Source organism: Marinobacter fuscus, from assembly GCF_003007675.1.
GTDB lineage: Bacteria > Pseudomonadota > Gammaproteobacteria > Pseudomonadales > Oleiphilaceae > Marinobacter > Marinobacter fuscus.
Genome location: NZ_PXNP01000103.1, coordinates 59,900 through 83,038 on the forward strand (window position 1 = coordinate 59,900; position 23,139 = coordinate 83,038).

23 protein-coding genes are annotated in these 23,139 nt (G+C 57.8%); 6 read left to right on the top strand and 17 right to left on the bottom strand.

Translation table 11 applies throughout. The features are described from left to right. Nucleotides 1-16: 16 nt before the first annotated feature. The 4 genes from rsxD to nth are packed head-to-tail and all read left to right on the top strand — an operon-like array spanning nucleotide 17 to nucleotide 3,148. Nucleotides 17-1,069: an electron transport complex subunit RsxD gene (gene rsxD, locus C7H09_RS15050; protein ID WP_106764139.1), complete on the top strand. Its 1,053-nt coding sequence runs from the start codon at nucleotides 17-19 to the stop codon at nucleotides 1,067-1,069. Nucleotides 1,070-1,072: 3 nt separating this feature from the next. Further along, nucleotides 1,073-1,780 (top strand): electron transport complex subunit RsxG, encoded by a 708-nt coding sequence (gene rsxG, locus C7H09_RS15055; protein ID WP_106764142.1) that lies wholly within the window; start codon nucleotides 1,073-1,075, stop codon nucleotides 1,778-1,780. After that, a complete protein-coding gene (locus tag C7H09_RS15060) occupies nucleotides 1,777-2,493 on the top strand; it encodes an electron transport complex subunit E (RefSeq protein ID WP_106764145.1) in 717 nt (238 codons plus the stop codon). Before rsxG ends, C7H09_RS15060 begins: the two co-directional genes overlap by 4 nt. A 16-nt stretch (nucleotides 2,494-2,509) precedes the next feature. Beyond that, complete coding sequence (nth, locus tag C7H09_RS15065; RefSeq protein ID WP_106764148.1) at nucleotides 2,510-3,148, top strand: endonuclease III; 639 nt, start codon at nucleotides 2,510-2,512, stop codon at nucleotides 3,146-3,148. 55 nt (nucleotides 3,149-3,203) lie between these two features. Here nth and C7H09_RS15070 read toward each other — a convergent pair whose 3' ends face one another. From C7H09_RS15070 to C7H09_RS15150, 17 genes are all read right to left on the bottom strand, one after another. Continuing rightward, nucleotides 3,204-3,779, bottom strand: coding sequence for a chalcone isomerase family protein (locus C7H09_RS15070; RefSeq protein WP_106764150.1), 576 nt, complete (start codon nucleotides 3,777-3,779; stop codon nucleotides 3,204-3,206). Between the two features lie 210 nt (nucleotides 3,780-3,989). Next, nucleotides 3,990-4,982, bottom strand: a complete 993-nt coding sequence (gene rpoS, locus C7H09_RS15075; RefSeq protein ID WP_106764152.1) for an RNA polymerase sigma factor RpoS — start codon at nucleotides 4,980-4,982, stop codon at nucleotides 3,990-3,992. Nucleotides 4,983-5,178: 196 nt separating this feature from the next. Beyond that, a complete protein-coding gene (locus C7H09_RS15080; RefSeq protein WP_106764411.1) occupies nucleotides 5,179-5,958 on the bottom strand; it encodes a peptidoglycan DD-metalloendopeptidase family protein in 780 nt (259 codons plus the stop codon). A gap of 265 nt (nucleotides 5,959-6,223) precedes the next feature. Beyond that, on the bottom strand, nucleotides 6,224-7,198 hold the full coding sequence (locus tag C7H09_RS15085) for a DUF368 domain-containing protein (protein WP_240616608.1): 975 nt from the start codon (nucleotides 7,196-7,198) through the stop codon (nucleotides 6,224-6,226). Continuing rightward, nucleotides 7,198-7,854, bottom strand: a complete 657-nt coding sequence (locus C7H09_RS15090; RefSeq protein ID WP_106764154.1) for a protein-L-isoaspartate(D-aspartate) O-methyltransferase — start codon at nucleotides 7,852-7,854, stop codon at nucleotides 7,198-7,200. Before C7H09_RS15090 ends, C7H09_RS15085 begins: the two co-directional genes overlap by 1 nt. Further along, complete coding sequence (surE, locus tag C7H09_RS15095; RefSeq protein ID WP_106764156.1) at nucleotides 7,851-8,621, bottom strand: 5'/3'-nucleotidase SurE; 771 nt, start codon at nucleotides 8,619-8,621, stop codon at nucleotides 7,851-7,853. The genes C7H09_RS15090 and surE overlap by 4 nt, the downstream gene beginning before the upstream one ends. Nucleotides 8,622-8,638: 17 nt before the next feature. Then, nucleotides 8,639-9,715 (bottom strand): tRNA pseudouridine(13) synthase TruD, encoded by a 1,077-nt coding sequence (truD, locus tag C7H09_RS15100; RefSeq protein ID WP_106764159.1) that lies wholly within the window; start codon nucleotides 9,713-9,715, stop codon nucleotides 8,639-8,641. Beyond that, nucleotides 9,712-10,191, bottom strand: coding sequence for a 2-C-methyl-D-erythritol 2,4-cyclodiphosphate synthase (gene ispF / locus C7H09_RS15105; RefSeq protein ID WP_106764161.1), 480 nt, complete (start codon nucleotides 10,189-10,191; stop codon nucleotides 9,712-9,714). The genes truD and ispF overlap by 4 nt, the downstream gene beginning before the upstream one ends. A 34-nt stretch (nucleotides 10,192-10,225) precedes the next feature. Next, entirely contained in the window at nucleotides 10,226-10,927 is a 702-nt protein-coding gene (ispD, locus tag C7H09_RS15110; protein ID WP_106764415.1) for a 2-C-methyl-D-erythritol 4-phosphate cytidylyltransferase, read from the bottom strand. A gap of 143 nt (nucleotides 10,928-11,070) precedes the next feature. After that, the gene (gene ftsB / locus C7H09_RS15115) at nucleotides 11,071-11,343 is read right to left on the bottom strand and encodes a cell division protein FtsB (protein ID WP_106764163.1); all 273 of its coding nucleotides are present in this window, start codon (nucleotides 11,341-11,343) and stop codon (nucleotides 11,071-11,073) included. A 201-nt stretch (nucleotides 11,344-11,544) separates the two neighbouring features. Further along, nucleotides 11,545-12,840, bottom strand: coding sequence for a phosphopyruvate hydratase (gene eno / locus C7H09_RS15120; RefSeq protein WP_106764165.1), 1,296 nt, complete (start codon nucleotides 12,838-12,840; stop codon nucleotides 11,545-11,547). Nucleotides 12,841-13,167: 327 nt separating this feature from the next. Then, entirely contained in the window at nucleotides 13,168-14,013 is an 846-nt protein-coding gene (gene kdsA / locus C7H09_RS15125) for a 3-deoxy-8-phosphooctulonate synthase (RefSeq protein WP_106764167.1), read from the bottom strand. A gap of 2 nt (nucleotides 14,014-14,015) precedes the next feature. Then, nucleotides 14,016-15,644, bottom strand: a complete 1,629-nt coding sequence (locus tag C7H09_RS15130) for a CTP synthase (protein ID WP_106764169.1) — start codon at nucleotides 15,642-15,644, stop codon at nucleotides 14,016-14,018. A gap of 88 nt (nucleotides 15,645-15,732) precedes the next feature. Further along, complete coding sequence (gene tilS / locus C7H09_RS15135) at nucleotides 15,733-17,070, bottom strand: tRNA lysidine(34) synthetase TilS (protein WP_106764171.1); 1,338 nt, start codon at nucleotides 17,068-17,070, stop codon at nucleotides 15,733-15,735. Next, nucleotides 17,054-18,007, bottom strand: coding sequence for an acetyl-CoA carboxylase carboxyl transferase subunit alpha (accA, locus tag C7H09_RS15140; protein ID WP_106764173.1), 954 nt, complete (start codon nucleotides 18,005-18,007; stop codon nucleotides 17,054-17,056). Before accA ends, tilS begins: the two co-directional genes overlap by 17 nt. 102 nt (nucleotides 18,008-18,109) lie before the next feature. Beyond that, nucleotides 18,110-21,592 (bottom strand): DNA polymerase III subunit alpha, encoded by a 3,483-nt coding sequence (gene dnaE / locus C7H09_RS15145; RefSeq protein WP_106764417.1) that lies wholly within the window; start codon nucleotides 21,590-21,592, stop codon nucleotides 18,110-18,112. 2 nt (nucleotides 21,593-21,594) lie between these two features. Further along, nucleotides 21,595-22,071 carry a TlpA family protein disulfide reductase gene (locus C7H09_RS15150; protein ID WP_106764176.1) on the bottom strand — a complete coding sequence of 159 codons (477 nt, stop codon included), beginning with the start codon at nucleotides 22,069-22,071 and terminating at the stop codon, nucleotides 21,595-21,597. Nucleotides 22,072-22,142: 71 nt separating this feature from the next. On the opposite strand from C7H09_RS15150, the gene arsC reads away from it, so the two are divergent. Together arsC and wrbA are read left to right on the top strand one after the other, a co-directional pair. Continuing rightward, nucleotides 22,143-22,496: an arsenate reductase (glutaredoxin) gene (arsC, locus tag C7H09_RS15155; protein WP_106764179.1), complete on the top strand. Its 354-nt coding sequence runs from the start codon at nucleotides 22,143-22,145 to the stop codon at nucleotides 22,494-22,496. A 19-nt stretch (nucleotides 22,497-22,515) separates the two neighbouring features. Beyond that, nucleotides 22,516-23,121 (top strand): NAD(P)H:quinone oxidoreductase, encoded by a 606-nt coding sequence (gene wrbA / locus C7H09_RS15160; protein WP_106764182.1) that lies wholly within the window; start codon nucleotides 22,516-22,518, stop codon nucleotides 23,119-23,121. Nucleotides 23,122-23,139 lie beyond the last annotated feature (18 nt).

The window sequence follows — 23,139 nt, forward strand, 5'->3', positions numbered from 1 at the left end:
TTCAGGCTGGATATTCATGGCTCTTGCTCAACAGTCCTCACCCCATGCCCACAGCGCACGCCCCACCTCCCGGGTTATGCTGTGGGTGATTCTGGCTGCCCTGCCCGGCTTGCTGGCTCAGACTCTGGTCTTCGGTTGGGGCAACCTGATTAACGTAGTCTGGTGCATGGCCCTGGCCCTGGCCTCGGAAGCTCTGTTTCTCAAGCTTCGGCACAAGCCGGTCGGTTTTTTCCTGCGTGACAACACAGCCGCAGTGACTGGCCTGTTGCTTGGCCTGGCGCTGCCGCAGTTCACCCCCTGGTGGGTGTCGGGGATTGCCGTTATTGCCGCCATTATCGTCGCCAAGCAACTTTACGGCGGGCTGGGCTCCAATCCCTTCAACCCGGCCATGGTGGGCTATGCGCTGGTACTCATCTCCTTCCCGGTGGCCATGACCACCAACTGGGCCGAAGCCAGTACCCTTTGGAGCGGAGCTCCCGGGCTGGGCGAAACCCTGGCCAAGATATTCTCCGGCACCCAGGTGGCAGTCGATGGCTGGACCATGGCCACACCGCTGGATGAATACAAACACAAGATCGCAACCCATACGGCCGAAGAGGTGCTGGTGCACCCGACATTTGGCGGATTCGTCGCCCGGGGTTGGGAGTGGGTTAACATCGCCTTTCTGGCAGGCGGCCTGTTGCTGGTACTTATGAAGATCATTACCTGGCACATTCCGGTCGCCTTCCTGGCCGGGATTGTCGCCATGAGCTTGCTGTTCGGCACCAACGCCGACCAGTACGCGCCGCTGCAACTGCACCTGCTGGCCGGGGGCACCATGCTGGGCGCCTTTTTTATTGCCACCGACCCGGTCTCTGCGGCAACCAGCCACCAGGGCAAACTGATCTACGGCGCTGGCATTGGCATTCTGGTGTATCTTATCCGCACCTGGGGCAATTACCCCGATGCGGTCGCGTTTGCGGTATTGCTGATGAACTTCGCCGTGCCCTTCATCGATCACTACACCCCGCCACGGACTTACGGGCACCACAAAGCCCGCCGGGGTGTGCCGGGCAGGAGTGGGGGCTGATCCATGAGCGCACTGTCTTCATCCATTCGCCGCAGCGCCATCGGCCTTGGCTTGTTCGCCATCATCACCGGCGGCACCATAGCGTTGACCCAGGGTCTCACTGAGGATCGGATTCAACAGCAAGCCGCCCGCGCCGAAGCCAGGGCCCTGTTCGAGATCATTCCCGAAAGCCAGCACAACAATGACATGCTGAACGACGTGGTTACGCTGCCCCCTAGCGACAGACTCCCGGGTAGCGAGCCAATGAAGGCCTGGGTTGCCCGCCAGGATAACCGCATTGTAGGCATGATATTACCGACGGTTGCACCAGACGGTTACTCTGGCAACATACATCTGCTGGTGGGCCTGGATCTTCAGGGCGAAGTGCTTGGCGTGCGGGTAACCAGCCACAAGGAAACACCCGGCCTGGGGGATCGCATCGAAACCCGGAAATCCGACTGGGTCTACAGTTTCGACGGAAAATCTCTGGGCAATCCGGACACGAAAGCCTGGAATGTAAAAAAGAACGGCGGTGTCTTTGACCAGTTTACCGGTGCCACTATTACCCCGAGGGCTGTGGTAAAGGCCGTTCGCAAAACCCTGACCTATTTCCGCCAGAACCGGGACGTCATCCGTGAGCGGCTGAACGCACCATCAGGCCCCGGCCAGCAACGGCTGAACCCCGAAGCAATTGCCGCGGGCACGGCAAAAGAGGAGCAGACCGGAACATGAGCAGCAAAACCTCCGCCGAGATCATCAAGGATGGGCTCTGGCACAACAACCCGGCGCTGGTACAGGTACTCGGGCTCTGCCCTCTGCTGGCGGTCACCAGCACCGTGGTCAATGCTATTGGCCTGGGGCTGGCGACGCTGCTGGTTTTGATGGGCTCGAACCTGTCGGTGTCGCTGATCCGAAATTTTGTTGGTGAGTCGGTTCGGCTACCGGCGTTCGTGATGATCATTGCCTCTTTTGTGACCTGCGCCGAGTTGCTGATGCAGGCCTTCACCTACGAGCTTTATCAGATTCTGGGTATTTTCATTCCGCTGATTGTCACCAACTGCGCCATTCTGGGTCGTGCAGACGCTTTTGCCTCCAAAAACCCGCCTCTTCCGGCCGTACTGGATGGCGCGATGATGGGGTTGGGCTTTCTGGCGGTTCTGGTCACTCTGGGCGGCATGCGTGAGCTGATTGGCCAGGGCACCCTGTTTGCTGATATGCACCTGCTGCTGGGGCCCGTGGCGGCCGACTGGACCCTTCGCCCGTTTGAGCATTACCCGGACATGCTGTTTATGGTGCTGCCACCGGGTGCGTTTGTCGGCCTCGGGCTTCTGATTGCCCTGAAAAACGGCATCGACAACCACCTGAAGGAACAGCGCAAAGCCCAGGAGCCGGTACAAGCACCTGCTGGCAGCAAGCGGGTTCGGGTCACCGGTACTATCTCATGATGGCCAAAAACTTCTCATGAACAAAGAAAAGCGCACGGAAATATTTTCGAGGTTACGGGCTGCAAATCCCAACCCGACCACAGAGCTCAACTACAGTACGCCCTTCGAATTGCTGATTGCGGTCATACTCTCGGCCCAGGCAACGGATGTCGGAGTCAACAAGGCCACAGACAGACTCTACCCTGTGGCCAACACCCCGGAAACCATTCTGGCGCTGGGTGTTGATGGGCTGAAGGAATACATCAAAACCATCGGCCTGTTTAACAGCAAGGCTGAAAACGTCATCAAAACCTGCCGCATACTGATCGAGAAGCACGGTAGTGAAGTGCCTGACACCCGGGAGGAACTTGAAGCGCTACCCGGTGTCGGGCGTAAAACTGCAAACGTGGTTCTGAATACCGCTTTTGGCCAGCCTGCCATGGCGGTTGATACCCATATTTTCCGGGTATCAAACCGAACCGGTATCGCGCCCGGGAAGAACGTTCTTGAAGTCGAAAAGCGCCTGGTGCGCCTGGTGCCCAAAGAGTTCCTGCTGGATGCCCACCACTGGCTGATTCTGCATGGCCGGTACACCTGTACCGCACGCAAACCACGCTGTGGTGCCTGCATGATCGAAGATCTTTGCGAATTCAAACAAAAGCGGGACTACCAGTAAGTCGGCGCCAAACGAAAAAACCGGCAAATGCCGGTTTTTTTGGAGGTTCAGCGCATCAACGCTGGCCCAGCATGCTTTCTTTCAGATCTTCCTGCGCCGGTTTATCCGATAGCCAGATACCGAACAAGGCTTTTTTGAACGTCAGATCGCCCACGGTATCCTTTTCCACGCCATTCTTGAGTACCCGAACCCCCTCTCCCGGAAGGTAGACAAGGTCAAATACATCGCCTTCCTTAATCTCTTCCTTGAACACAGACATGAATTGGTCAACATCCGACTGGATACCGGACAGATCGCCACCTGTCGAGGCCCGGAAGCCATCCATGGTCGCATCGGTCATGCGTTCACTGGTGATCATGCCAGAGGTAATGTGCAGGGTGATGACCTGGGGCTCGTCTGCGTTGATCACGGCCTCGCCGTTCGAGACTTTCTTAGGCACATAAAGCCCGCCCACATACAGGTCCATAAAAAACTTGGAACGGGTGCCGGCGCCGTTCAGAGCAAGTTCCTGCCCCATCGCCGAATAAGTCTCAGGAACATCAACATTCCCGACGGTCAGGGCCGATGCTGGCGCTGCGAGTACGCCTGCCAGTAAAAACGAGGTGAATCCTGCAGTAAGAGCCTTCTTCATGTGTCTTTCCTTTCAATCATTATTATGGGATTTCATTCGTCACCGGCACCACACCCTAAGCCAACCGGTGCCCCATTTTAACAATGATAGTCTGTCGCTGATCGCCGCCTGGTTCTCATTTGCGGGGAGGGTAAAACGAAAAAAGCCAACCCCGTCACCGGGGCTGACTTTTTTCAATTCCAAACGCCCTGCCGGGCCTGAGCCTCTGTCTCAGCGGAACAGCAGACTGCTGGATAAACCCTCTTTCTCAAGAATTTCCCGCAGACGACGCAAAGCCTCCACCTGAATCTGGCGCACGCGCTCTCTGGTGAGCCCGATCTCCAGGCCAACTTCTTCCAGAGTGCTTATGGGGTATCCCCGCAGGCCAAAGCGCCGGGAAAGTACTTCCTGCTGCTTCTCGCTTAACTGATCAATCCAGTTTTCAAGACAAGCGCACATATTATTGTCCTGCAGCACATCCGCAGGATCAGAAGCACCTTCATCTGCGACGGTATCCAGCAAAGACTTGTCGCTGCCAGCGCCGATCGGCGTATCCATTGATGCCACCCGCTCGTTCAGCCCCAGCATGCGCTTTACGTCCGCCACCGGCTTGTCAACCTTGCGAGCTATTTCCTCGGCCGTTGGCTCATGATCCAGTTGCTGAGTAAGCTCACGGGCTGCACGCAAATACAGGTTAAGTTCCTTGACCACGTGAATTGGCAGGCGAATAGTACGGGTCTGGTTCATGATGGCCCGCTCGATGGTCTGCCGAATCCACCAGGTGGCATAAGTTGAAAACCGGAAGCCCCGCTCCGGATCAAATTTCTCCACCGCACGGATCAGGCCCAGGTTGCCCTCTTCGATCAGATCGAGCAGGGTCAGTCCGCGATTGACATAGCGCCGGGCAATCTTAACCACCAGCCGAAGGTTGCTTTCAATCATGCGTTTGCGGCCGGACTCCTCACCCTTGCGGGCCAGACGCGCAAAATAGACTTCTTCTTCAGGTGTCAGTAAGGGAGAAAAACCGATTTCGTTGAGGTACAGCTGCGTAGCATCCAGCTGCTTCTGATTGGAAAAGAACTTTCCCTGGGCCGGAAAGCCGTTATCCGTGTCTTTGGACTCAGTGTCGGTGGCTGCGGATTCCGCCTTTTCCTCCGCTAACAGCTGAGCCTCTTCCATATCTTCGACACGATCAATGATGAGATCTTCTTGTTCTGCTGACATAGTTCACCCCGCCTCTTCACAATCCTGCTATCACCCGTTACTTCTTTTTATACCGGGTAGGTTTCAGTTTGTAGTTCCATCAGGACTTTCTTCTGTCGGCAAACGGCTACACCGTCGCCATTTTTATTATTTATCGGGTTACGTGGTTCCAGTCAGGCCGACATGCAATCTGCGGGTACAACCCTGTACGCCAGCGTCAGCGCTTTGGCAGGTATCGGGACGGATCGACCGGATTGCCATTTTTTCGGATCTCAAAATGCAATTTCGGTTTATCGGTACCGCTACTGCCCAGCTCGGCGATTACCTGTCCGGCGTTTATTACCTCCCCTTCTGCTACCAGGATTTTCCGATTGTGCGCATAGGCGCTCAAATAATGTTCGTTGTGGTTCACAATAATCAGATTTCCGTAACCAAGCAACCCGTTACCTGCGTATACCACACTTCCGGCGGCGGCGGCCTTCACGGCATCACCAGCCTGCCCGGCAATATCAATCCCTTTATTAACCTTGCCGGATGATGAAAACCCAGCAATAACGGTGCCAGAATGTGGCCACTGCCAGCGAACATTGGCGACCACCTGGCTGCCTGATGGCGCAGGTTTTTTGCCTGGCGGCTTTGATTTTGGCCGTGTAGCTGTGTTTTTGACGGGCGGGCGTGAAGGTTTGGCCACCGCTTTTGGGCGGCTGGGCGATGGTGCCGCACTCGCCTGACGAATGCTGCCTTTCCGGTCAAGGCGCAGAACCTGGCCGGCTCGGATATTCCAGGGTGGGCCTATTCCGTTGGCATCACCCAACTCCCGGTAGTCCCGGCCATAGCGCCAGGCGATGCGGTAAAGATTCTCGCCTTCTTTGACAACGTGGCTACCCCAGTATACCGGCGGGTTATACAGATCATCCTGATAGAGTGCGTTGGTATTACAGCCACCCAGCAGCCCCCAGGCCACCAGCCATACCAACGTAAAAAGGGTTTTTAACAGAGGAGGACTGCAACGGGCAAGGCCCGGTAAGGCATGCTGCCTGGCCGGGAAGGTCTCGGATTGAGTGCGCCCGTTATAGAAAATCACGTATCAGAACATGCCTGGTTATAAAGAATTCGTCTTGAAAGTTCACCAAAATTCGATCTCAATGAACTAACCTACTAATTTATTGCACAATTATCAGGCAATGCCAAGTTACCCCACACCCGCTAATGTTACCCAAAGGAACAGTCAATTTGTGCGGCAGGTAACAGTTTTGGGCAGATCACCGGGAGCCACACCTCTCCTTACCTACTCTCTGACCAATAACCTCAAGCCCCAGCACCAAGGCCAAGCCAGCAGCGACCATAAGCAAGGCATAGACGACTTGGGGATCCTGCCCGTGCAGTGACAGCCAGGTATCCGGCATCACCGGTACCTGGGCTAGCGGTACCTGCTCACCCGCGCTGTTAGTTCGCCAGCTCAGGGTCTGTTGCCAGGGCCAGACTTTGCTCAGAGCCCCGACCATGAAACCCGTCATTACTGCCAGAACGGTATCGTGAAAATGCCGGAATGCCAGCGTAATCAGGCGTGCAACCGAAAGCAGCCCCACCAGGCAACCCGCTGCAAAAAGTGCCAGGGGAATGAGATCAAAGCCCTTGATGGCAGACAGTACCGGGGCGTACATACCCATAATCAATAGCAGGAAGCTTCCGGAAATACCGGGCAGTATCATCGCACAGATGGCCAGTGCGCCTGCTCCGGCGAAGGCAAAAGCGGACGGTGCCAATTCACTGCCAGGCAAGGTTGTTACCCACCACGCAAATAATGCCCCGGCCAGAAAGGGCGCCAGCAATACCGGCACAGGGCGCCGTATCTGCTGCCCGATATGCCAGACCGAAGCCAGAATCAGGCCGAAGAAGAAGCTCCAGATGAGGACAGGGTAGACTGCCAACAGCCAGGTTATCAGTGAGGCAAGGCTGGCAATACTGGTAACGATACCGGCGAGGAGCGCCAGCAGAAAACGACCATCGATAGCACGCCAGAAGCCACCCGCGTCACCTTTCAGCAAGCTTCGGAAAAACGCCTGGGGCGCGGCACTGATAGCTTCGAGCAAACGGAAGTAAATGCCTGTGATAAACGCGATGGTGCCGCCTGAAACACCCGGAACGATGTCAGCGGCCCCCATGGCCATGCCGCGCAAAAAAACACCGGGCAAGCTCTGGTGGTATTGCCCCTGACGCTGCGGAAGTCCGGACATTACCGCACAACCCCGCCAAGCAAGGGCACAAAGTGTACGGGCTCCAGCTCTCGTCGCTGGAACTCATCGCCTTTTCGTATCACTTCTACCAAAACCTGACGTTCCTCTCCAACCGGCGCAATCAACACCCCGCCGTCCGCCAGCTGATCCAGCAATTCACGCGGTACCTCGACCGGCGCGGCGGTGACGATAATGCCATCAAAAGGTCCTTTATCTGGCCAGCCCATGCCACCATCGGCATGCTTGAGCAAGACATTTCGGATATCCAGCTGACGCAATCGGTCGCGTGCGCGATCCTGCAACGGTCGGATTCGCTCTACACTGAACACGTGCGGGAACAATCTGGCCAGCACCGAGGTCTGGTAACCAGAGCCGGTACCCAGCTCGAGCACGCGCTCAGGGGCATGGGCCAGCAGCAATTCGGTCATACGGGCAACAATGTAGGGCTGGGAAAGTGTCTGGCCGTGGCCGATGGGCAGCGAGGTATCCTCGTAAGCCCGGTGCGCCAGCGCCTCGTCCAGAAAGATATGTCTCGGCACCTGGCCGATCACCTCAAGTACTGCATCCGACTCGATGCCGGCATCACGCAGCCTTTGTACCAGGCGCATGCGGGTACGCCGGGAAGTCATCCCGATACCCTCAAATTGCGCACTCATATCCCGCCTCCGGCGGACTTATCCAGCTCCTGAACCCATTCCTGAAGGCCCGACAGCGCCTCATAGCGGGTCATGTCGATGTGCACCGGTGTAATGGAAACATAGCCCTCGCGAACCGCGTGAAAATCCGTGCCCTCGCCCGCGTCATCCCCCTCTCCGGCGGCGCCGATCCAGTAACGCTTCTTACCTCGGGGACAGGTCATGGGCACGGCGCCCTCGGCTCGTTCACGATGCCCAAGGCGCGTCACCTGGATGCCCCTGAGCTCCCCCCAGGGCCGGTCCGGCACATTCACATTCAAAATCGACAAAGGACCAACGGACAAAGCGCGCTTGTTCTCCAGCAGAAGCCGAACCACACGGGCCGCCGTGTCGTAGTGACCACGACCTTCATTGACCAGAGACACGGCGATGGCTGGCAATCCCAGGTGTCGCCCTTCGGTTGCCGCCGCCACCGTGCCGGAATAGATAATGTCGTCGCCGAGGTTGGCGTGGGTATTGATGCCTGACACAACCCGGTCAAAAGGCGCATCAAACAGGCCGTTAACAGCAAGATGCACACAGTCGGTGGGGGTACCGTCTACCGACTGGAAGCCGTTGGGGTGCTGCTCAACGGTCAATGGCCGGTTCAGCGTCAAAGCGTTACTGGCGCCGCTATGATCCCGGTCCGGAGCCACTACTTCCAGCGCACCAAAACCCTCAAGCCCCTCGTAAAGAGCCACCAAACCTGGCGAGTGCACGCCATCGTCGTTCGACAACAGAATTCGCACAGTTTTCTCCGCTAGCGTTACAGCTTGTTATTGTGGCTGAGGCTCATGTCCTCAAGCTCGAAAATATCACCCAGTACCGTGGTGGCGTAATGCCCCGGCAACAACGTGAATTGCAGGCTCAGGGTGCTCGCGTCCAGCCACTGCCAGGTCAACCTTTGAGGGCGCGCCACCAGCGGCCGCCGTTCCGGCCGCATGCGGGTAGCCATGAACAGCTTTTCCAGCTTCGGGCTGGTTGCCACCACGTCCCGCTCCAACTGTTCCTGCTCACCGGTCGCAAGGGTGCCACCATCGCCCCAGAGAGGCCCTGTCGGAACCTGGCTGTCTGAGTCCGGCTCACCGGGCATCAGGACGTTCCAGTTACCATTCAACACCCGGCAGGCAAGCACCTGATTGAACAGCCAGGAACGTGCAGCCGAAAAGTACAATACGTTTTTCGATGCGCTTCTGCCAGCACGCCCGCGCTTGCGATTCATACGTGTCGGGTCAATGCCCACTGCCTTGTCAAGGTTCGCGCCCTGATGACCAAAACGCTGGGGGCCGAAATAGTTGGGCGCCCCCTCTTCGGCAAGTTTCGAAAGTCGTTCATCAATCTCCGCCCGACTCCCGCTCACACCACGCAGCCTGATCACAAACCCATTGCCCTGATGACCACCCCGGCGCAGTTTGCGAGGGCTACGAACCCCCGCCAGCACCGGCCAGCGCTCCGTAATACGAGACATCAACTCGGCATCGTCAGCTTCACGACCCGGCCGGTAAAGGCTGAACCACTGGGTTGTTACCGCATGACGATCCTTCATGCCGCAAAAGCTGACATCAAAGCCCCGGCACTCCGCAAGCTGGGCCAGCTCCCGGGCCACATATTCCGTATTGTCACCGGTTTTCTGAAGCCGCAGGCACAAATGCTCTCCGGCGCCGGAGATTACGGCCGGAATACCAGGCCCGGCGAGTGTCTGTGCCTCAAGCTCCGGCCACAATTGCTCATTTACCTGGAAATCTTCCGGCGCCGTCTTCAGCTGTCCAGAACTGACCCGCTGGCCACCCGACACCGGCCAGTCTAGCAGCCAGGCAGGCCCTTCCGCCCCGCCTGCGGTCACGGAGCTACCGCTTCCAGCAAACACACTGCCTGACAGGCAATGCCTTCGCCGCGGCCGGTAAAGCCAAGGCGCTCACTGGTTGTCGCCTTCACACTCACCCGATTCACCGGCACCCCCAGATCCTCGGCAATATTCATCCGAATCGCTTCGACGTGCGGTGCCATCCGGGGCGCCTGGGCAATAATTGTGGTGTCCACGTTCACCACGGAAAACCCTTCCTCCAACACTCGCTGCATCACCCGCCGCAACAGATCCCGGCTGTCCGCACCCGCCCATTCGTCACTGGTATCCGGAAACAGATGCCCGATATCCCCCAAAGCGACCGCCCCCAACAGTGCATCTGCCAGGGCATGCAGCAGAACGTCACCATCGGAGTGAGCTTTCAAACCTTGATTGTGGGGAATGGCAACGCCACCAAGAATAACGGAATCGCCTTCACAAAAGGCATGGACATCAAAGCCCTGACCAATGCGCATGAAACACTCCCAAAAAGATGCGTGCGAGGGGGACTTACTGACGACCCAGAATAAACTCAGCCAATGCCAGATCCGACGGCACCGTAATCTTGATGTTGTCCGGCCGCCCCTCAACCAAAGCAGGCATCTTACCGGAAAACTCCATCGCAGAGGACTCATCCGTGATGGATTGCCCATGATCCAGACAGAGCAACAGAGCCTGCTTCAAAGCGCCGAACCGGAACATCTGAGGCGTTAAAGCCCGCCATAACCGGCTGCGATCAACCGTTTCACACACCTCGGGCACCGCCCCATCGCTCGCAAGCTTGAGCGTATCCGCCACCGGCGCGGCCAACAAACCACCGACCGGATGCGCCGCCAGGGCGACCACCAAACGATTCAGATCCTCCGGGTGCACACACGGCCGCGCCGCATCGTGCACCAGAATCCAGTCATCATTCCGCGCCTGCCCCTCCAAAGCCAACAGCGCCGACAACACCGAATCCGCCCGCTCCCTGCCTCCGACACAGGTCTGAATACGTCCGTCCCTGGCCGACTCACTGGCTGGCCACCACTGATCCTGAGAATTCAAGGGCACCATACAGCCCTTGAAAGACAAGCTATCCAGTACCCGGGAGAGCGTGATATCGAGAATAAAGCGGTTATTAATCCGCAGGTACTGCTTGGGGCACTCCGCGTTCATACGCTGGCCGATACCGGCGGCGGGGACAACGAGCCAAAACGATGATTTATTCATGAAGGTAAACACAACGTGGGGAGAAGTGATGCGGGTGTCCTTTCCGGGAATGTCTGTGGCCAGGGATGGCCACAGTCAAGCGCACAGGAATGTGCTTGTAGCGTTTCCCGGAAAGGACACCCGCATCGCTTCTAACTCCAAGACTACTTTTCAACGACGAGGAAGAAGGTCTCATCTTCACGAATCAGCCCGAGATTCATTCGTGCCCGCTCCTCAACAGCCCCCTGCTCACTGCGCAGATTCCGCACCTCCGCATAAAGCCGTTCATTACGGGCCGCCAGCTTAGCATTCTCGGCTTGCTGATCTTCAATCGACTGCTCCAGAGCCCACACCTGCGCAAAGCTCCCCTCCCCGATCCACAGTCGCACCTGCAGCAGGAGAATAAGAACCACCAGGATAGCCCAAAGCGTTTTCATGCCTTAATACACACCTAAAAATGTCGAAAGAAATCCGTCTCGCGAGCGATAATTATAGACCTTATAGTAGTTTTGCAACAAATTCTTGTAAGTCACTGTAAAAAAAGGCCATCGTGACTGAACTTTCATCCAGAACGCGATGGCCTTAACATTTTGTTACCTGCCAGCATGCACTAACAGGCCACTAAATGCGACAGTTTCTTAACCCTGACCCTTGATTTCGCTCAGGCCACGGTACGGCGCCTTGCCATCCAGCGCCTCTTCAATACGCAGCAACTGGTTGTATTTGGCAACCCGATCCGAACGGCACAGGGAACCGGTCTTGATCTGGCCCGCGCAGGTAGCAACCGCGAGATCGGCGATGGTGGTGTCTTCAGTCTCACCGGACCGATGGGAAATGACCGCGGTGTAACCCGCGTCATGAGCCATTTTGATGGCATCCAGCGTTTCGGTCAGGCTACCGATCTGGTTAAACTTGATCAGGATGGAGTTGCCCACACCCTTTTCAATTCCCTGCTTGAGAATGCGGGTGTTGGTTACGAACAGATCGTCGCCCACCAACTGTACTTTGCGGCCCAGCTTGTCAGTTAGGACTTTCCAGCCGTCCCAGTCGCTTTCGTCCATACCGTCTTCGATGGAGACGATGGGATAGCGCTCGCACAGGCCTACCAGGTAATCGGCAAAGCCTTCGGAGTCGAAGCTCTTGCCCTCACCGGATAGCTGGTACTGGCCATCTTTGTAAAATTCGGAAGAGGCACAGTCCAGGGCCAGGGTGACGTCTTTGCCCAGCTCGTAACCGGCTTTCTCAACGGCTTCTTTGATCACCGCCAGGGCGGCTTCGTTGGACGGCAGGTTCGGGGCAAAACCGCCTTCATCACCCACGGCTGTGTTCAGGCCCTGGGCTTGGAGGACTTTTTTCAGGCTGTGGAAGATTTCCGCGCCGACTTGCAGGGCTTCACCGAAGCTGGTCGCGGAAACCGGCTGTACCATGAATTCCTGGATGTCGACGTTGTTGTCGGCGTGTTCACCGCCGTTCAAAATGTTCATCATGGGCACGGGCATGGAGAAGTTGCCGGAGCTGCCGTTGATGTCTGCAATATGCTCGTAGAGCGGCTTGCCAAGCGATGTGGCAGCGGCTTTGGCGGCGGCCAGGGAAACGGCCAGGATGGCGTTAGCACCCAGGTTGGCTTTGTTTTCGGTGCCGTCGAGGTCGATCATGATCTGGTCGAGGGCGCGCTGGTCGGCGGCGTCTTTACCCAGCAGGGCGTCGCGGATTTTGCCGTTGATGGCCTCTACGGCTTTGCGAACACCTTTGCCAAGGTAGCGGGAGGCATCGCCATCGCGGAGTTCGAGGGCCTCGCGAGAGCCGGTGGATGCTCCGGACGGGGCGCAGGCGCGGCCGAGGGTGCCGTTTTCAAGGATCACGTCGGCTTCGACAGTCGGGTTTCCGCGGGAATCCAGAACCTCACGGGCTTTGATGTTGGCAATCTTGGTCATTCGGTTGATTCTCCAGGTTTTATCTTCTTGGCACTATACAAACTTTGGACGATGGTGCTGGAGCGAACAACTGAAAGGGCCTGTCGAAAACCGCTACGAGCACTCACGAGTGAGTCCGGCCAGCAATCACAGATTGCTGTCGTTCGGCGGCGCATGAAGCTCTGCTTCATAAACGCTTGCCTCACCCATGTGCGCTTCTCTCCGGCCATCCATGGCCTCCGAAATTTTCGCCAGGCCCTTTCAGTCGCTCGCTCTCTAAGGTCTGCAGTATGCCGTCACACCCTCATTGGTGAGACGTTCGACCTTGGAACACACCAACACCGCCATTCAGGCGGTGTCGATGGGTTTGAAACTTTTTACCAGATCGTCTATCGATTTCACCCGTTGCAGGAAGGGCTCCAACTGACTCAGGCGCAGGGCGCAGGGGCCGTCGCATTTGGCCTGATCAGGATCCGGGTGGGCTTCCAGGAACAGGCCGGCAAGGCCCTGTGACATTCCGGCCAGCGCCAGGTCAGTTACCTGGGCGCGGCGCCCACCGGCTGAGTCGGAGCGGCCGCCTGGCATCTGCAAGGCGTGGGTGACGTCGAAGAAGACGGGCACGTTCATGCTCTTCATGATGCCAAAGCCCAGCATGTCGACCACCAGGTTGTTGTATCCGAAGCTGGTGCCACGCTCGCAGAGGATGATCTGGTCGTTACCGGCTTCTTCACACTTGCTGATGATGTGCTGCATTTCCCGGGGCGCCAGGAACTGGGCCTTTTTGATGTTGATCACTGCACCGGTTTTCGCCATGGCCACGACCAGGTCGGTTTGTCGGCTCAGGAAGGCAGGCAGCTGGATGATATCGCAGACTTCTGCCGCCGGAGCCGCCTGCTCCGGTTCGTGGACGTCGGAGATAATCGGGACACCGTACTTGCTTTTGATGTCGGCGAGTATCTGCAGGCCTTTTTCCAGTCCTGGCCCCCGGAAGGAGTTGACCGAGGAGCGGTTGGCTTTGTCGAAGGAAGCTTTGAAGACGTAGGGGATGCCCAGCCTGTTGCAGACATCCACATAGGTTTCAGCGACTTCGAACGCCAGTTCCCTGCTCTCCAGAACGTTCATTCCGCCGAACAGCACGAACGGCTTGTCGTTGGCGATGTCGATTCCGGAGACGTTCAGGTTGCTGCGAGCCATGCTCAGGCGTCCTTCTTATTGGCCAGTGCGGCTTCCACAAAGCCCTTGAACAGCGGATGGCCGTCGCGGGGTGTGGAGGTGAACTCCGGGTGGAACTGGCACGCCACGAACCATGGATGATCCGGTGCTTCAACCACTTCAACCAGTTTGCCATCAGCCGAGCGACCCGATACTTTCAGGCCGGCTTCTTCCAGCCGCGGCAGGAAGTGGTTGTTAACTTCATAACGGTGGCGGTGGCGTTCACGAATGGTTTTCTTGCCGTAGCAGCCAACGATGGTGGAGCCTTCGGCAAGCACGCAATCCTGGGCGCCAAGGCGCATGGTGCCACCCAGGTCGGACTCTTCGGTGCGTTCTTCTTTCTCGCCGGTGGCATCGAGCCATTCGGTAATCAGGCCAACCACCGGCTCCGGGGTGTGCTCGCGGAATTCGGTACTGTGAGCGTCCTTCAGACCGGCCACGTTACGGGCGTATTCGATAACCGCCACCTGCATGCCCAGGCAGATGCCCAGATACGGCACTTTGTTTTCACGGGCGTATTGCACGGTGCGGATTTTGCCCTCCACGCCACGCTCTCCAAAGCCGCCGGGCACCAGTATGGCATCCGCTGATTCCAGCACGGAAGTACCTTGCTGCTCGATGTCTTCAGAGTCGATGTAATTGATTTTGACCTTGGTGCGGGTCTTGATCCCAGCGTGCAGCAGGGACTCAATCAGGGACTTGTAGGCTTCCAGCAGCTCCATGTACTTACCGACCATGGCGATGGTCACTTCCTGCTGCGGGTTCATCAGCGAGTCAACCACGTTGTCCCACTCGCTCAGGTCTGCCTCACGGGCATCCAGGTTGAAGCGTTCGATAACCAGTTGATCCAGACCATGCTCATGCAACATACGAGGAATAGCGTAGATCGACTTGGCATCCTGCAGCGGGATGACCGCCCGCTCTTCCACGTTGGTGAACAACGCAATCTTGCGACGGGAGCTAGCATCGACTTCGTGCTCGGAACGGCACAACAGAATATCCGGTTGCAGGCCGATGGAGCGCATTTCTTTCACGGAATGCTGGGTGGGCTTGGTTTTGATTTCGCCGGCGGTGGCGATATAGGGCACCAGGGTCAGGTGCATGAACAGCGCCCGCTGGGAACCAACTTCCACCTTCAACTGGCGGCAAGCCTCGAGGAACGGCAGAGATTCGATGTCGCCCACGGTGCCACCAACTTCGATCAGCGCCACATCCACCCCGGCTGCGCCTTCAACCACACGACGTTTGATCTCGTCAGTGATGTGGGGAATCACCTGAACCGTTCCGCCCAGATAATCGCCGCGGCGTTCCTTGCGAATAACTTCTTCGTACACCCGGCCAGTGGTGAAATTGTTGCGTTTGGTCATGGGGGTACGGATAAACCTCTCGTAATGCCCAAGATCCAGGTCGGTTTCGGCGCCGTCTTCGGTGACAAAAACTTCACCGTGCTGGAACGGGCTCATGGTGCCGGGGTCCACGTTGATGTATGGGTCCAGCTTGAGAATAGTGACCTTCAGGCCGCGTGCCTCGAGGATGGCTGCCAAAGAGGCAGACGCAATACCTTTGCCCAAGGAGGACACGACACCACCGGTGACGAAAATATAACGCGTCATGCAGATTCCGTGATTATCTGATTCGGTAAAGGAGGGAGATTGTTCATCTCAAGATGGGTCGCCAGACTACCAGAAAGCCCCCCTCTACTCAATCACAATCCCGCTTCACAACCAGCCGCCAACCGGCGGCATGAGCACCCTCGGAGTATCGCTCAGAACACCACAAATCGCCAACCGCCACCAAGTCATCCGCACCTTCACCCGGGCCCCAAGCCAGCGGCAGCGCGGCCCGCTCCCAGGGTGGCACCCCTTGCTCCTGCAGCCAGGTTTTGAGTACTCGGGAGGGCTGGCCATCGGCAAGCCGGAGGCGCTCACCACCCTGCCTCGTAGATACACGTATTTCCGGGCAAGCCTGCCCGGCCCACTCCGGCCCGGGCGTCAACATCAGAACCCAGCCGCTGGAACCCCAACACAGGGGCGTGTCTGGCTCCAGCAGGCAGGGCGTTTCCGGCACCTGAAAGTCCGGCACCAGGTAAAGGTGCTGGCGATAGCGCCGGATGGCAAAGCCCTCGCCTTGCAACTCCGGCAATTTATCAGGTGCGGCTTCGATGAGCTCGCCGAGCACCTGCTCCCAGCGGGCCAGACCGGGTACCGGAAAGCCACGATGAGCAATCCACCAGCGCACCAGATTGACGCGCTCCAGCGCACCGAGTGACGCAAAGCGAGGCAATTCGATTCTGCCACGGTCATCGCTACAGCTCTGCCACTGCAATTCCGCCAGTCGTCGGTTCAGTTGCTCGCTTTCGGCACAGGCCCGGGCCGAACGGGCTATCCGTTGCAACAACCCGGGCCAGCGTTGCTTCAGCCCGGACATAACTTCAAGCCTCAGATAATTTCGATCGTGCACATCGCTCTGATTACTGGGATCTTCGACCCAGCTTACGCCACGCTCTGTGGCAACCTGGAACAAGCGCTCCCGGGCAACGCCAAGCCAGGGTCGCCATAAAGCACCCGCACCCAGCGGGCGACTGACTGGCATACCGCCGAGTCCGTTCACGCCGGTTCCCCGCAACAGCCGGAATACAACGGTTTCCGCCTGATCGTCAGCGTGATGCGCCATCAACAACAGGTCATCTGTCTGCAGCAATTCATGGAACGCCTGATAGCGGGCATCGCGAGCGGCCAGCTCAAGGCCGCCACGCCCCGGAACCACAGACACCCGACGCACTTCAAGCGGAACACCCAGGTGCACACACAGAGCCCGACACGCCTGCTCTGTCTGCAAATGGTTGGGTTGAAGTTGATGATTGATGTGCAGCGCGGTGACATCGGGATGACGTTCGGCCACCACATGCAATAACAGGGAGGAATCCAGGCCACCACTGAGGGCGACCCAGAGCTTTCGGTGTGCAGGAAGATTCCGCAGCGGCCCGAGCAGATCCTCGGGCCAGGAATCGCCGGGGGCGGCTTTACCGCCCGCCGTCATATCGGGTCAGTCGCTCGTAACGGCGGGACACCAACTCATCCAGTGGCAGTCGGCCAAGCTCCGCCAGCCCCTGGGTCAGGGTTTCTTTCAACTTTTCCGCCATAGCTTCCGGGTTGCGATGAGCACCACCCAGTGGCTCCGCAATCACGGTGTCCGCCACACCCAACTCTTTCAGGCGACTGGCAGTGACGCCCATGGCTTCTGCTGCCTGGGACGCGTATTCCGCACTTTTCCACAGGATCGAAGCACAGCCCTCCGGAGAAATCACGGCATAAGTGGAGTACTGCAGCATATTCAGTTGGTCGCAAACGCCAATGGCCAGTGCGCCACCGGAACCACCTTCGCCAATGACGGTGGAGATGATCGGCGTTTTCAGCCGTGACATCACCGCCAGGTTGAAGGCGATCGCCTCACTCTGGCCCCGCTCTTCGGCCCCGATGCCAGGATAGGCTCCCGGGGTGTCGATGAAGGTAAGAATCGGCATTTTAAAACGCTCGGCCATTTCCATCAGGCGCAGGGCCTTTCGATAGCCCTCCGGGCGCGGCATGCCGAAGTTACGCTTTACCTTGTCACGCACCTCACGGCCTTTTTGGTGGCCAATCACCATAACCGGTTGATTATCGAGCCGGGCCGTGCCGCCAACGATAGAGAGGTCATCGGCGTAACGCCGATCACCGTGCAGCTCGTCAAAGTCCTCAAACATCAGATCGATGTAATCCTGGGTATAGGGGCGGCGAGGATGCCTGGCCAGTCTGGCCACGTCCCAGGACTGCAGGTCTGAAAAGATAGACTCAGTCAGGCTGACACTTTTCTTTTTCAGACGGCTGATTTCATCGGTGATGTTGATATCTGTGTCGTTGCCAACCATGCGAAGCTCTTCAATCTTGGCTTCCAGATCGGCAATCGGCTGTTCAAAATCCAGATAGTTAGGGTTCATGATGTTCCGTCATTTTATTGCCAGGCAGGCCGAAGCCCGCCAGAATCAGAATTTGAGACAAAGATAGCAGTGCTGGCCGCACTGCAAAAGCGGACATTGGTCTTAATCATAGACCAGTTCCACCGCCTTATCGCCCACCAGATGCCGCAACTCGAACAACAGGGCGTCGTCTGGCTGCACCCGCCAGCTCTCGCCCAGCTCAATACGGGTACTGGCTTGCGGGCTACGATATTCAATCCAGACCGGACTTCCCTCATTGCGGAACGGGCGCAGGGTCGTGTCCAGTTTATCCAGCAGCCCATTCTGCAACTGGCCGGATTCCAACGCCAGGCGAATGCCTTTGCTGAACTGCTGGCGGGCGGTGGCCACGTCCATCACGCTGCTAACCCGCATTTTCATCTGCCCGGAATAGTCATCATGGCTGACCTGCCCTTCCACCACAATCACCTGGTCGGACTGCAATAACTCGCGGTTTTCAAAAAACGCTTCGGAAAACAGTGTGGCCTCAATACGGCCACTACGATCGTCCAGGGTAATAAAGCACATGGTTGAGCCGGACTTGGTTTTCATCGTGCGCTGAGCCACCACCAGCCCCGCCACCCGCTGGGGCGATTTGTTGGGCTTGAGGTCAACAATCGAGCAACGCACGAAGCGCCGCACTTCCCGTTCGCATTCGTCGAACGGGTGGCCGGTCAGATACAGCCCCAAGGTGTCTTTCTCGCCCTTGAGCCGCTCCTTCTCTGGCCATTCACGCACATGGGCCACATCCTCGTAGGGGTCGGTGTCATCATCGCTCCCACCGAGCATTTCACCAAACATGTCGATCATGCCCGCAGCATCATTGCGGGATTGCTGATCGGCCTGCTGTATGGCCTTTCCAATGCTGGCCATCAGCCGCGCCCGATCCGCGCCGAGCTTGTCCATGGCACCGCAACGGATCAGGGCTTCCAATGCACGCTTGTTCACCTTTTTCAGGTCCACCCGACGGCAGAAATCAAAGATGTCTTGGAACGGGCCGTCTTTGGCCGCCTCGACAATACTTTCGATGGGCCCCTCACCCAGGCCTTTGATCGCGCCAAGGCCATAAACAATCTGGCCTTCGTCATTCACTGTGAAGGTGTAGGCGGAGCGGCTGACATCCGGCACCAACAGATCCAGCTTCATGTTCCGGCATTCTTCGACCAGGGTGACCACCTTGTCGGTGTTCTGCATATCGGCAGTCAACACCGCGGCCATGAACTCCGCCGGATAGTGCGCTTTTAGCCACAGGGTCTGGTAAGACACCAGAGCGTAAGCCGCAGAGTGGGATTTGTTGAAGCCGTAACCGGCAAATTTCTCTACCAGGTCAAAGATGTTTTCCGCGAGGGTGGTATCAATGCCGTTCTTTTCACACCCCTCCAGGAAGAACGCCTTCTGCTCGGCCATTTCCTCGGGCTTTTTCTTACCCATCGCCCGTCGCAGCATGTCGGCGCCGCCCAGGGTATAACCGGCCATTACCTGAGCAATCTGCATAACCTGTTCCTGGTACAGGATAACCCCATAAGTGGGCTCCAATACCGGCTTCAGGCCCGGATACTGATAATCCGGGTGCGGGTAGGATAAGGGCTGGCGGCCGTGCTTCCGGTCGATAAAGTCGTCCACCATGCCAGACTGCAGCGGGCCCGGGCGGAACAGAGCCACCAGGGCGATCATGTCCTCCAGGGAATCCGGCTGCAGGCGCCGGATCAGGTCTTTCATACCCCGGGATTCCAGCTGGAACACCGCCGTGGTCTCCGCCTTCTTGAGCATATCGAACGAGGGTTTGTCGTCCAGGGGAATGGTGGCGATGTCCAACTCCCCTTCGCCGCGCTGTTGTCGGCGCGGATTGATCATGCCCAGTGCCCATTTGATGATGGTCAGGGTACGCAGGCCAAGAAAGTCGAACTTTACCAGCCCGGCGTCTTCCACATCGCCTTTGTCGAACTGGGTGACCAGGCTGCCGCCATCGTCATCACAATACAGCGGCGAAAAATCGGTAATTTTGGTGGGCGCGATGACCACGCCCCCGGCGTGCTTACCGGCGTTACGGCACACACCTTCAAGCTTGAGGGCCATTTCCCAGATTTCCTGGGCTTCCTCGTCCTGCTCCAAAAAATCCTTGAGCTGGGGTTCCTCTTCGATGGCTTTTTTCAGGGTCATGCCCACTTCAAACGGAATCAGCTTGGAGAGCTTGTCCGCAAGACCATAGGACTTACCCTGCACCCGGGCCACATCCCGCACCACCGCCTTGGCCGCCATGGTCCCGAAGGTGATGATCTGGGAGACCGCCTCCCGGCCGTATTTTCGCGCGGTATAATCAATCACCCGGTCGCGGCCTTCCATGCAGAAGTCGACGTCAAAGTCGGGCATAGATACCCGTTCCGGATTCAGGAAGCGCTCGAACAGCAAATCGTATTGCAGCGGATCAAGGTCGGTAATCAGCAGCACATAAGCCACCAGGGAGCCGGCACCGGAACCCCGACCCGGCCCCACCGGCACGCCGTTATTCTTGGCCCATTTGATAAAGTCCATTACGATCAGGAAGTAGCCCGGGAACCCCATCTGGATAATGATATCCAGCTCGAAATTCAGGCGTTTATAGTACTCGGCACGCTTGCTTTCGTAGTCGGGATCATCCTTGCTCAGGATGCTCTGTAAGCGGAACTCCAGCCCCTCCTCGGAGGCATGACGGAAATACTCATCCATGGTCATGCCATCAGGCACGGGATAGTTGGGCAGGAAGTATTCGCCCATGCGAACCTTCACCGAACAGCGTCGGGCGATTTCGACGGTATTCTCCACCGCCTCCGGAATATCCGAAAACAGCTCGATCATTTCCTCGGCGCTGCGCAGATACTGCTGATCGCTGAACCGGCGATCCCGCCGGGGGTCATCGAGCGTGCGGCTTTCACCAATGCAGACCCGGGCTTCATGGGCTTCAAAGTCATCGGCGGTCAGAAAGTGCACATCGTTGGTGGCCACCACCGGCAAGCCCAGGTCTTCCGCCAGCGCCACACTGAAATGCAAACACTCCTCATCTCCGGCCCGACCGGTGCGTTGCAGTTCCAGGTAAAAACTGTCCGGATACAACGACTGCCAGTAATTCGCCCGCTCCCGGGCCAGCTCCGGCTTGTCGGCCAGTAATGCCTTGCCCACATCCCCCATTTTTGCACCGGAGAGGGCAATCAGGCCTTCGGAGCGTGCCTCCAGCCAGGGCTTCTGGATAATCGGTTTACCAAACCGTTGTCCCTCGGTGAACCCCAAGGAAATAATTTCGGTCAGGTGCAGGTAGCCCTTCTCTGTGCGTGCCAGCAAGGTCAGCCGGAAGGGGCTTTCCGGCTCATCGGGGTTTTCCAGCCAGAGATCGGCACCAATAATCGGCTTGACTCCAGCGCCCATGGCGGCCTTGTAAAAGCGCACCAGGGAACACATGTTCGACTGCTCGGTCAGGCCCACAGCGGGCATGCCCAGCTCGGCTACACGGTCGATCAGCGGTTTGACCCGAACCAGGCCATCCACCATCGAGTATTCCGAGTGAACGCGGAGATGTACAAAAGTCTGTGCCATGGTCATTCGCCAATCAGGGTTCGGATGTCTTCTTCGGATTGCGGGCCAAAACGCGCCTCAACAAGGCGGCCTTCCGGGTCTATCACCAGTGTGGCAGGCAATGCCACTGGCAATTGCCAGCCAAATTGCGGCCCGGGATCACTGGCCAGCGTAGTAAATTCGATGCCCATGCGCTCCCCCAGCTCCACCAGGGGCGCGCCGGTAATGCCATCAAAGTTCACCCCCAGCACGGTAATGTCCGGGGCTTTGTCCAGCGCATTCAGCTCCGGAATTTCTTCCAGGCAGGGTTTGCACCACTCCGCCCAGTAATTCACCAGTACCCACTGGCCACGGTACCGATCCCACTGGGCCAGGCTGCCATCGGCTCGCTCGAGCTCGATTTTTTCACACCCGGCCAGCGCGATCAGCATCAAAATAAGTACAGGCCATGCCAGCCAGTGCCTGAAGGCATCCGGGCGCCCAGAATGAGGGTACTGCAAGGGTTATCCTCCTGTTAGACTAGCGCCTCTTTACGAGATGCAATCCACTGATCAATGAAGCGGTCACGACCATGACAGACGCACCTAAAATTTTCCACAATCCCCGATGTTCAAAATCCCGCCAGACCCTTGAGCTGTTGCAGCAACAAGGAGTCGAACCGGAGATTATACGCTACCTGGAGACACCTCCGACAGCGCCGCAACTTCTACAGATTCTCGATATGCTGGGTTGCGAGCCTCGCGACATGATGCGTACCAAAGAAGCCGAATACCGAGAACAGAGGCTCGACAACCCGGAGCTGACCCGCGACCAGCTGGTTCAAGCCATGATAGACACCCCCAAACTGATCGAGCGACCCATCGTTCTGGCCAACGGCAAAGCGGTCATCGGCCGCCCGCCCGAGAACGTACTGACTATTCTCTGATCGATAATCAGGAACCACCATGACCACCACACCCTACATTCTGGTGCTCTACTACAGCCGCAACGGGCAAACCGCCGAAATGGCGACCCAGATCGGCCGTGGCGTCGCCCGCGTACAGGGCATTGAAGCACGTATCCGCACGGTACCGGCGGTGTCTGCTGACACCACCGCCAGCCTGCCAGCCGTGCCGGATGAAGGCGCCCCCTATGCCAGTAAGGATGACCTGGCGAATTGTGCGGGCCTGGCCCTGGGCAGCCCTACCCGGTTCGGCAACATGGCGGCGCCGCTCAAGTACTTTCTGGACACCACCGGCGACCTCTGGCTGAACGGCAAACTGGCAGGCAAACCGGCCGGCGCCTTTACCTCCACCGGCAGCTTGCATGGCGGCCAGGAAACCACCTTGCTGACCATGATGATGCCGTTATTGCACCACGGCATGGTGCTGTGCGGCCTGCCCTACTCGGAGGCTGCGCTGAGCCAGACTGAAACCGGAGGCACGCCTTATGGCCCCTCTCATTGGGCGGGTACCGACGAACAACTGGCTCTGAGTGAACACGAAAAAACCTTATGCCAGGCCTTCGGCGAACGCCTGGCCCGGCTGGCCCTGAAACTTACGACCGATTAACGCGGCCGCCTTCATCAA

Coding starts and splice junctions, on each gene's coding strand:
- eno (WP_106764165.1), bottom strand. CDS start 12,840: ATGACCAAGATTGCCAACATCAAAGCCCGTGAGGTTCTGGATTCCCGC.
- ispF (WP_106764161.1), bottom strand. CDS start 10,191: ATGCGCATTGGTCAGGGCTTTGATGTCCATGCCTTTTGTGAAGGCGAT.
- arsC (WP_106764179.1), top strand. CDS start 22,143: ATGACAGACGCACCTAAAATTTTCCACAATCCCCGATGTTCAAAATCC.
- C7H09_RS15130 (WP_106764169.1), bottom strand. CDS start 15,644: ATGACGCGTTATATTTTCGTCACCGGTGGTGTCGTGTCCTCCTTGGGC.
- accA (WP_106764173.1), bottom strand. CDS start 18,007: ATGAACCCTAACTATCTGGATTTTGAACAGCCGATTGCCGATCTGGAA.
- rpoS (WP_106764152.1), bottom strand. CDS start 4,982: ATGTCAGCAGAACAAGAAGATCTCATCATTGATCGTGTCGAAGATATG.
- tilS (WP_106764171.1), bottom strand. CDS start 17,070: ATGACGGCGGGCGGTAAAGCCGCCCCCGGCGATTCCTGGCCCGAGGAT.
- wrbA (WP_106764182.1), top strand. CDS start 22,516: ATGACCACCACACCCTACATTCTGGTGCTCTACTACAGCCGCAACGGG.
- rsxD (WP_106764139.1), top strand. CDS start 17: ATGGCTCTTGCTCAACAGTCCTCACCCCATGCCCACAGCGCACGCCCC.
- C7H09_RS15090 (WP_106764154.1), bottom strand. CDS start 7,854: ATGAGTGCGCAATTTGAGGGTATCGGGATGACTTCCCGGCGTACCCGC.
- nth (WP_106764148.1), top strand. CDS start 2,510: ATGAACAAAGAAAAGCGCACGGAAATATTTTCGAGGTTACGGGCTGCA.
- C7H09_RS15085 (WP_240616608.1), bottom strand. CDS start 7,198: ATGTCCGGACTTCCGCAGCGTCAGGGGCAATACCACCAGAGCTTGCCC.
- C7H09_RS15060 (WP_106764145.1), top strand. CDS start 1,777: ATGAGCAGCAAAACCTCCGCCGAGATCATCAAGGATGGGCTCTGGCAC.
- dnaE (WP_106764417.1), bottom strand. CDS start 21,592: ATGGCACAGACTTTTGTACATCTCCGCGTTCACTCGGAATACTCGATG.
- ispD (WP_106764415.1), bottom strand. CDS start 10,927: ATGAATAAATCATCGTTTTGGCTCGTTGTCCCCGCCGCCGGTATCGGC.
- C7H09_RS15070 (WP_106764150.1), bottom strand. CDS start 3,779: ATGAAGAAGGCTCTTACTGCAGGATTCACCTCGTTTTTACTGGCAGGC.
- kdsA (WP_106764167.1), bottom strand. CDS start 14,013: ATGGCTCGCAGCAACCTGAACGTCTCCGGAATCGACATCGCCAACGAC.
- ftsB (WP_106764163.1), bottom strand. CDS start 11,343: ATGAAAACGCTTTGGGCTATCCTGGTGGTTCTTATTCTCCTGCTGCAG.
- rsxG (WP_106764142.1), top strand. CDS start 1,073: ATGAGCGCACTGTCTTCATCCATTCGCCGCAGCGCCATCGGCCTTGGC.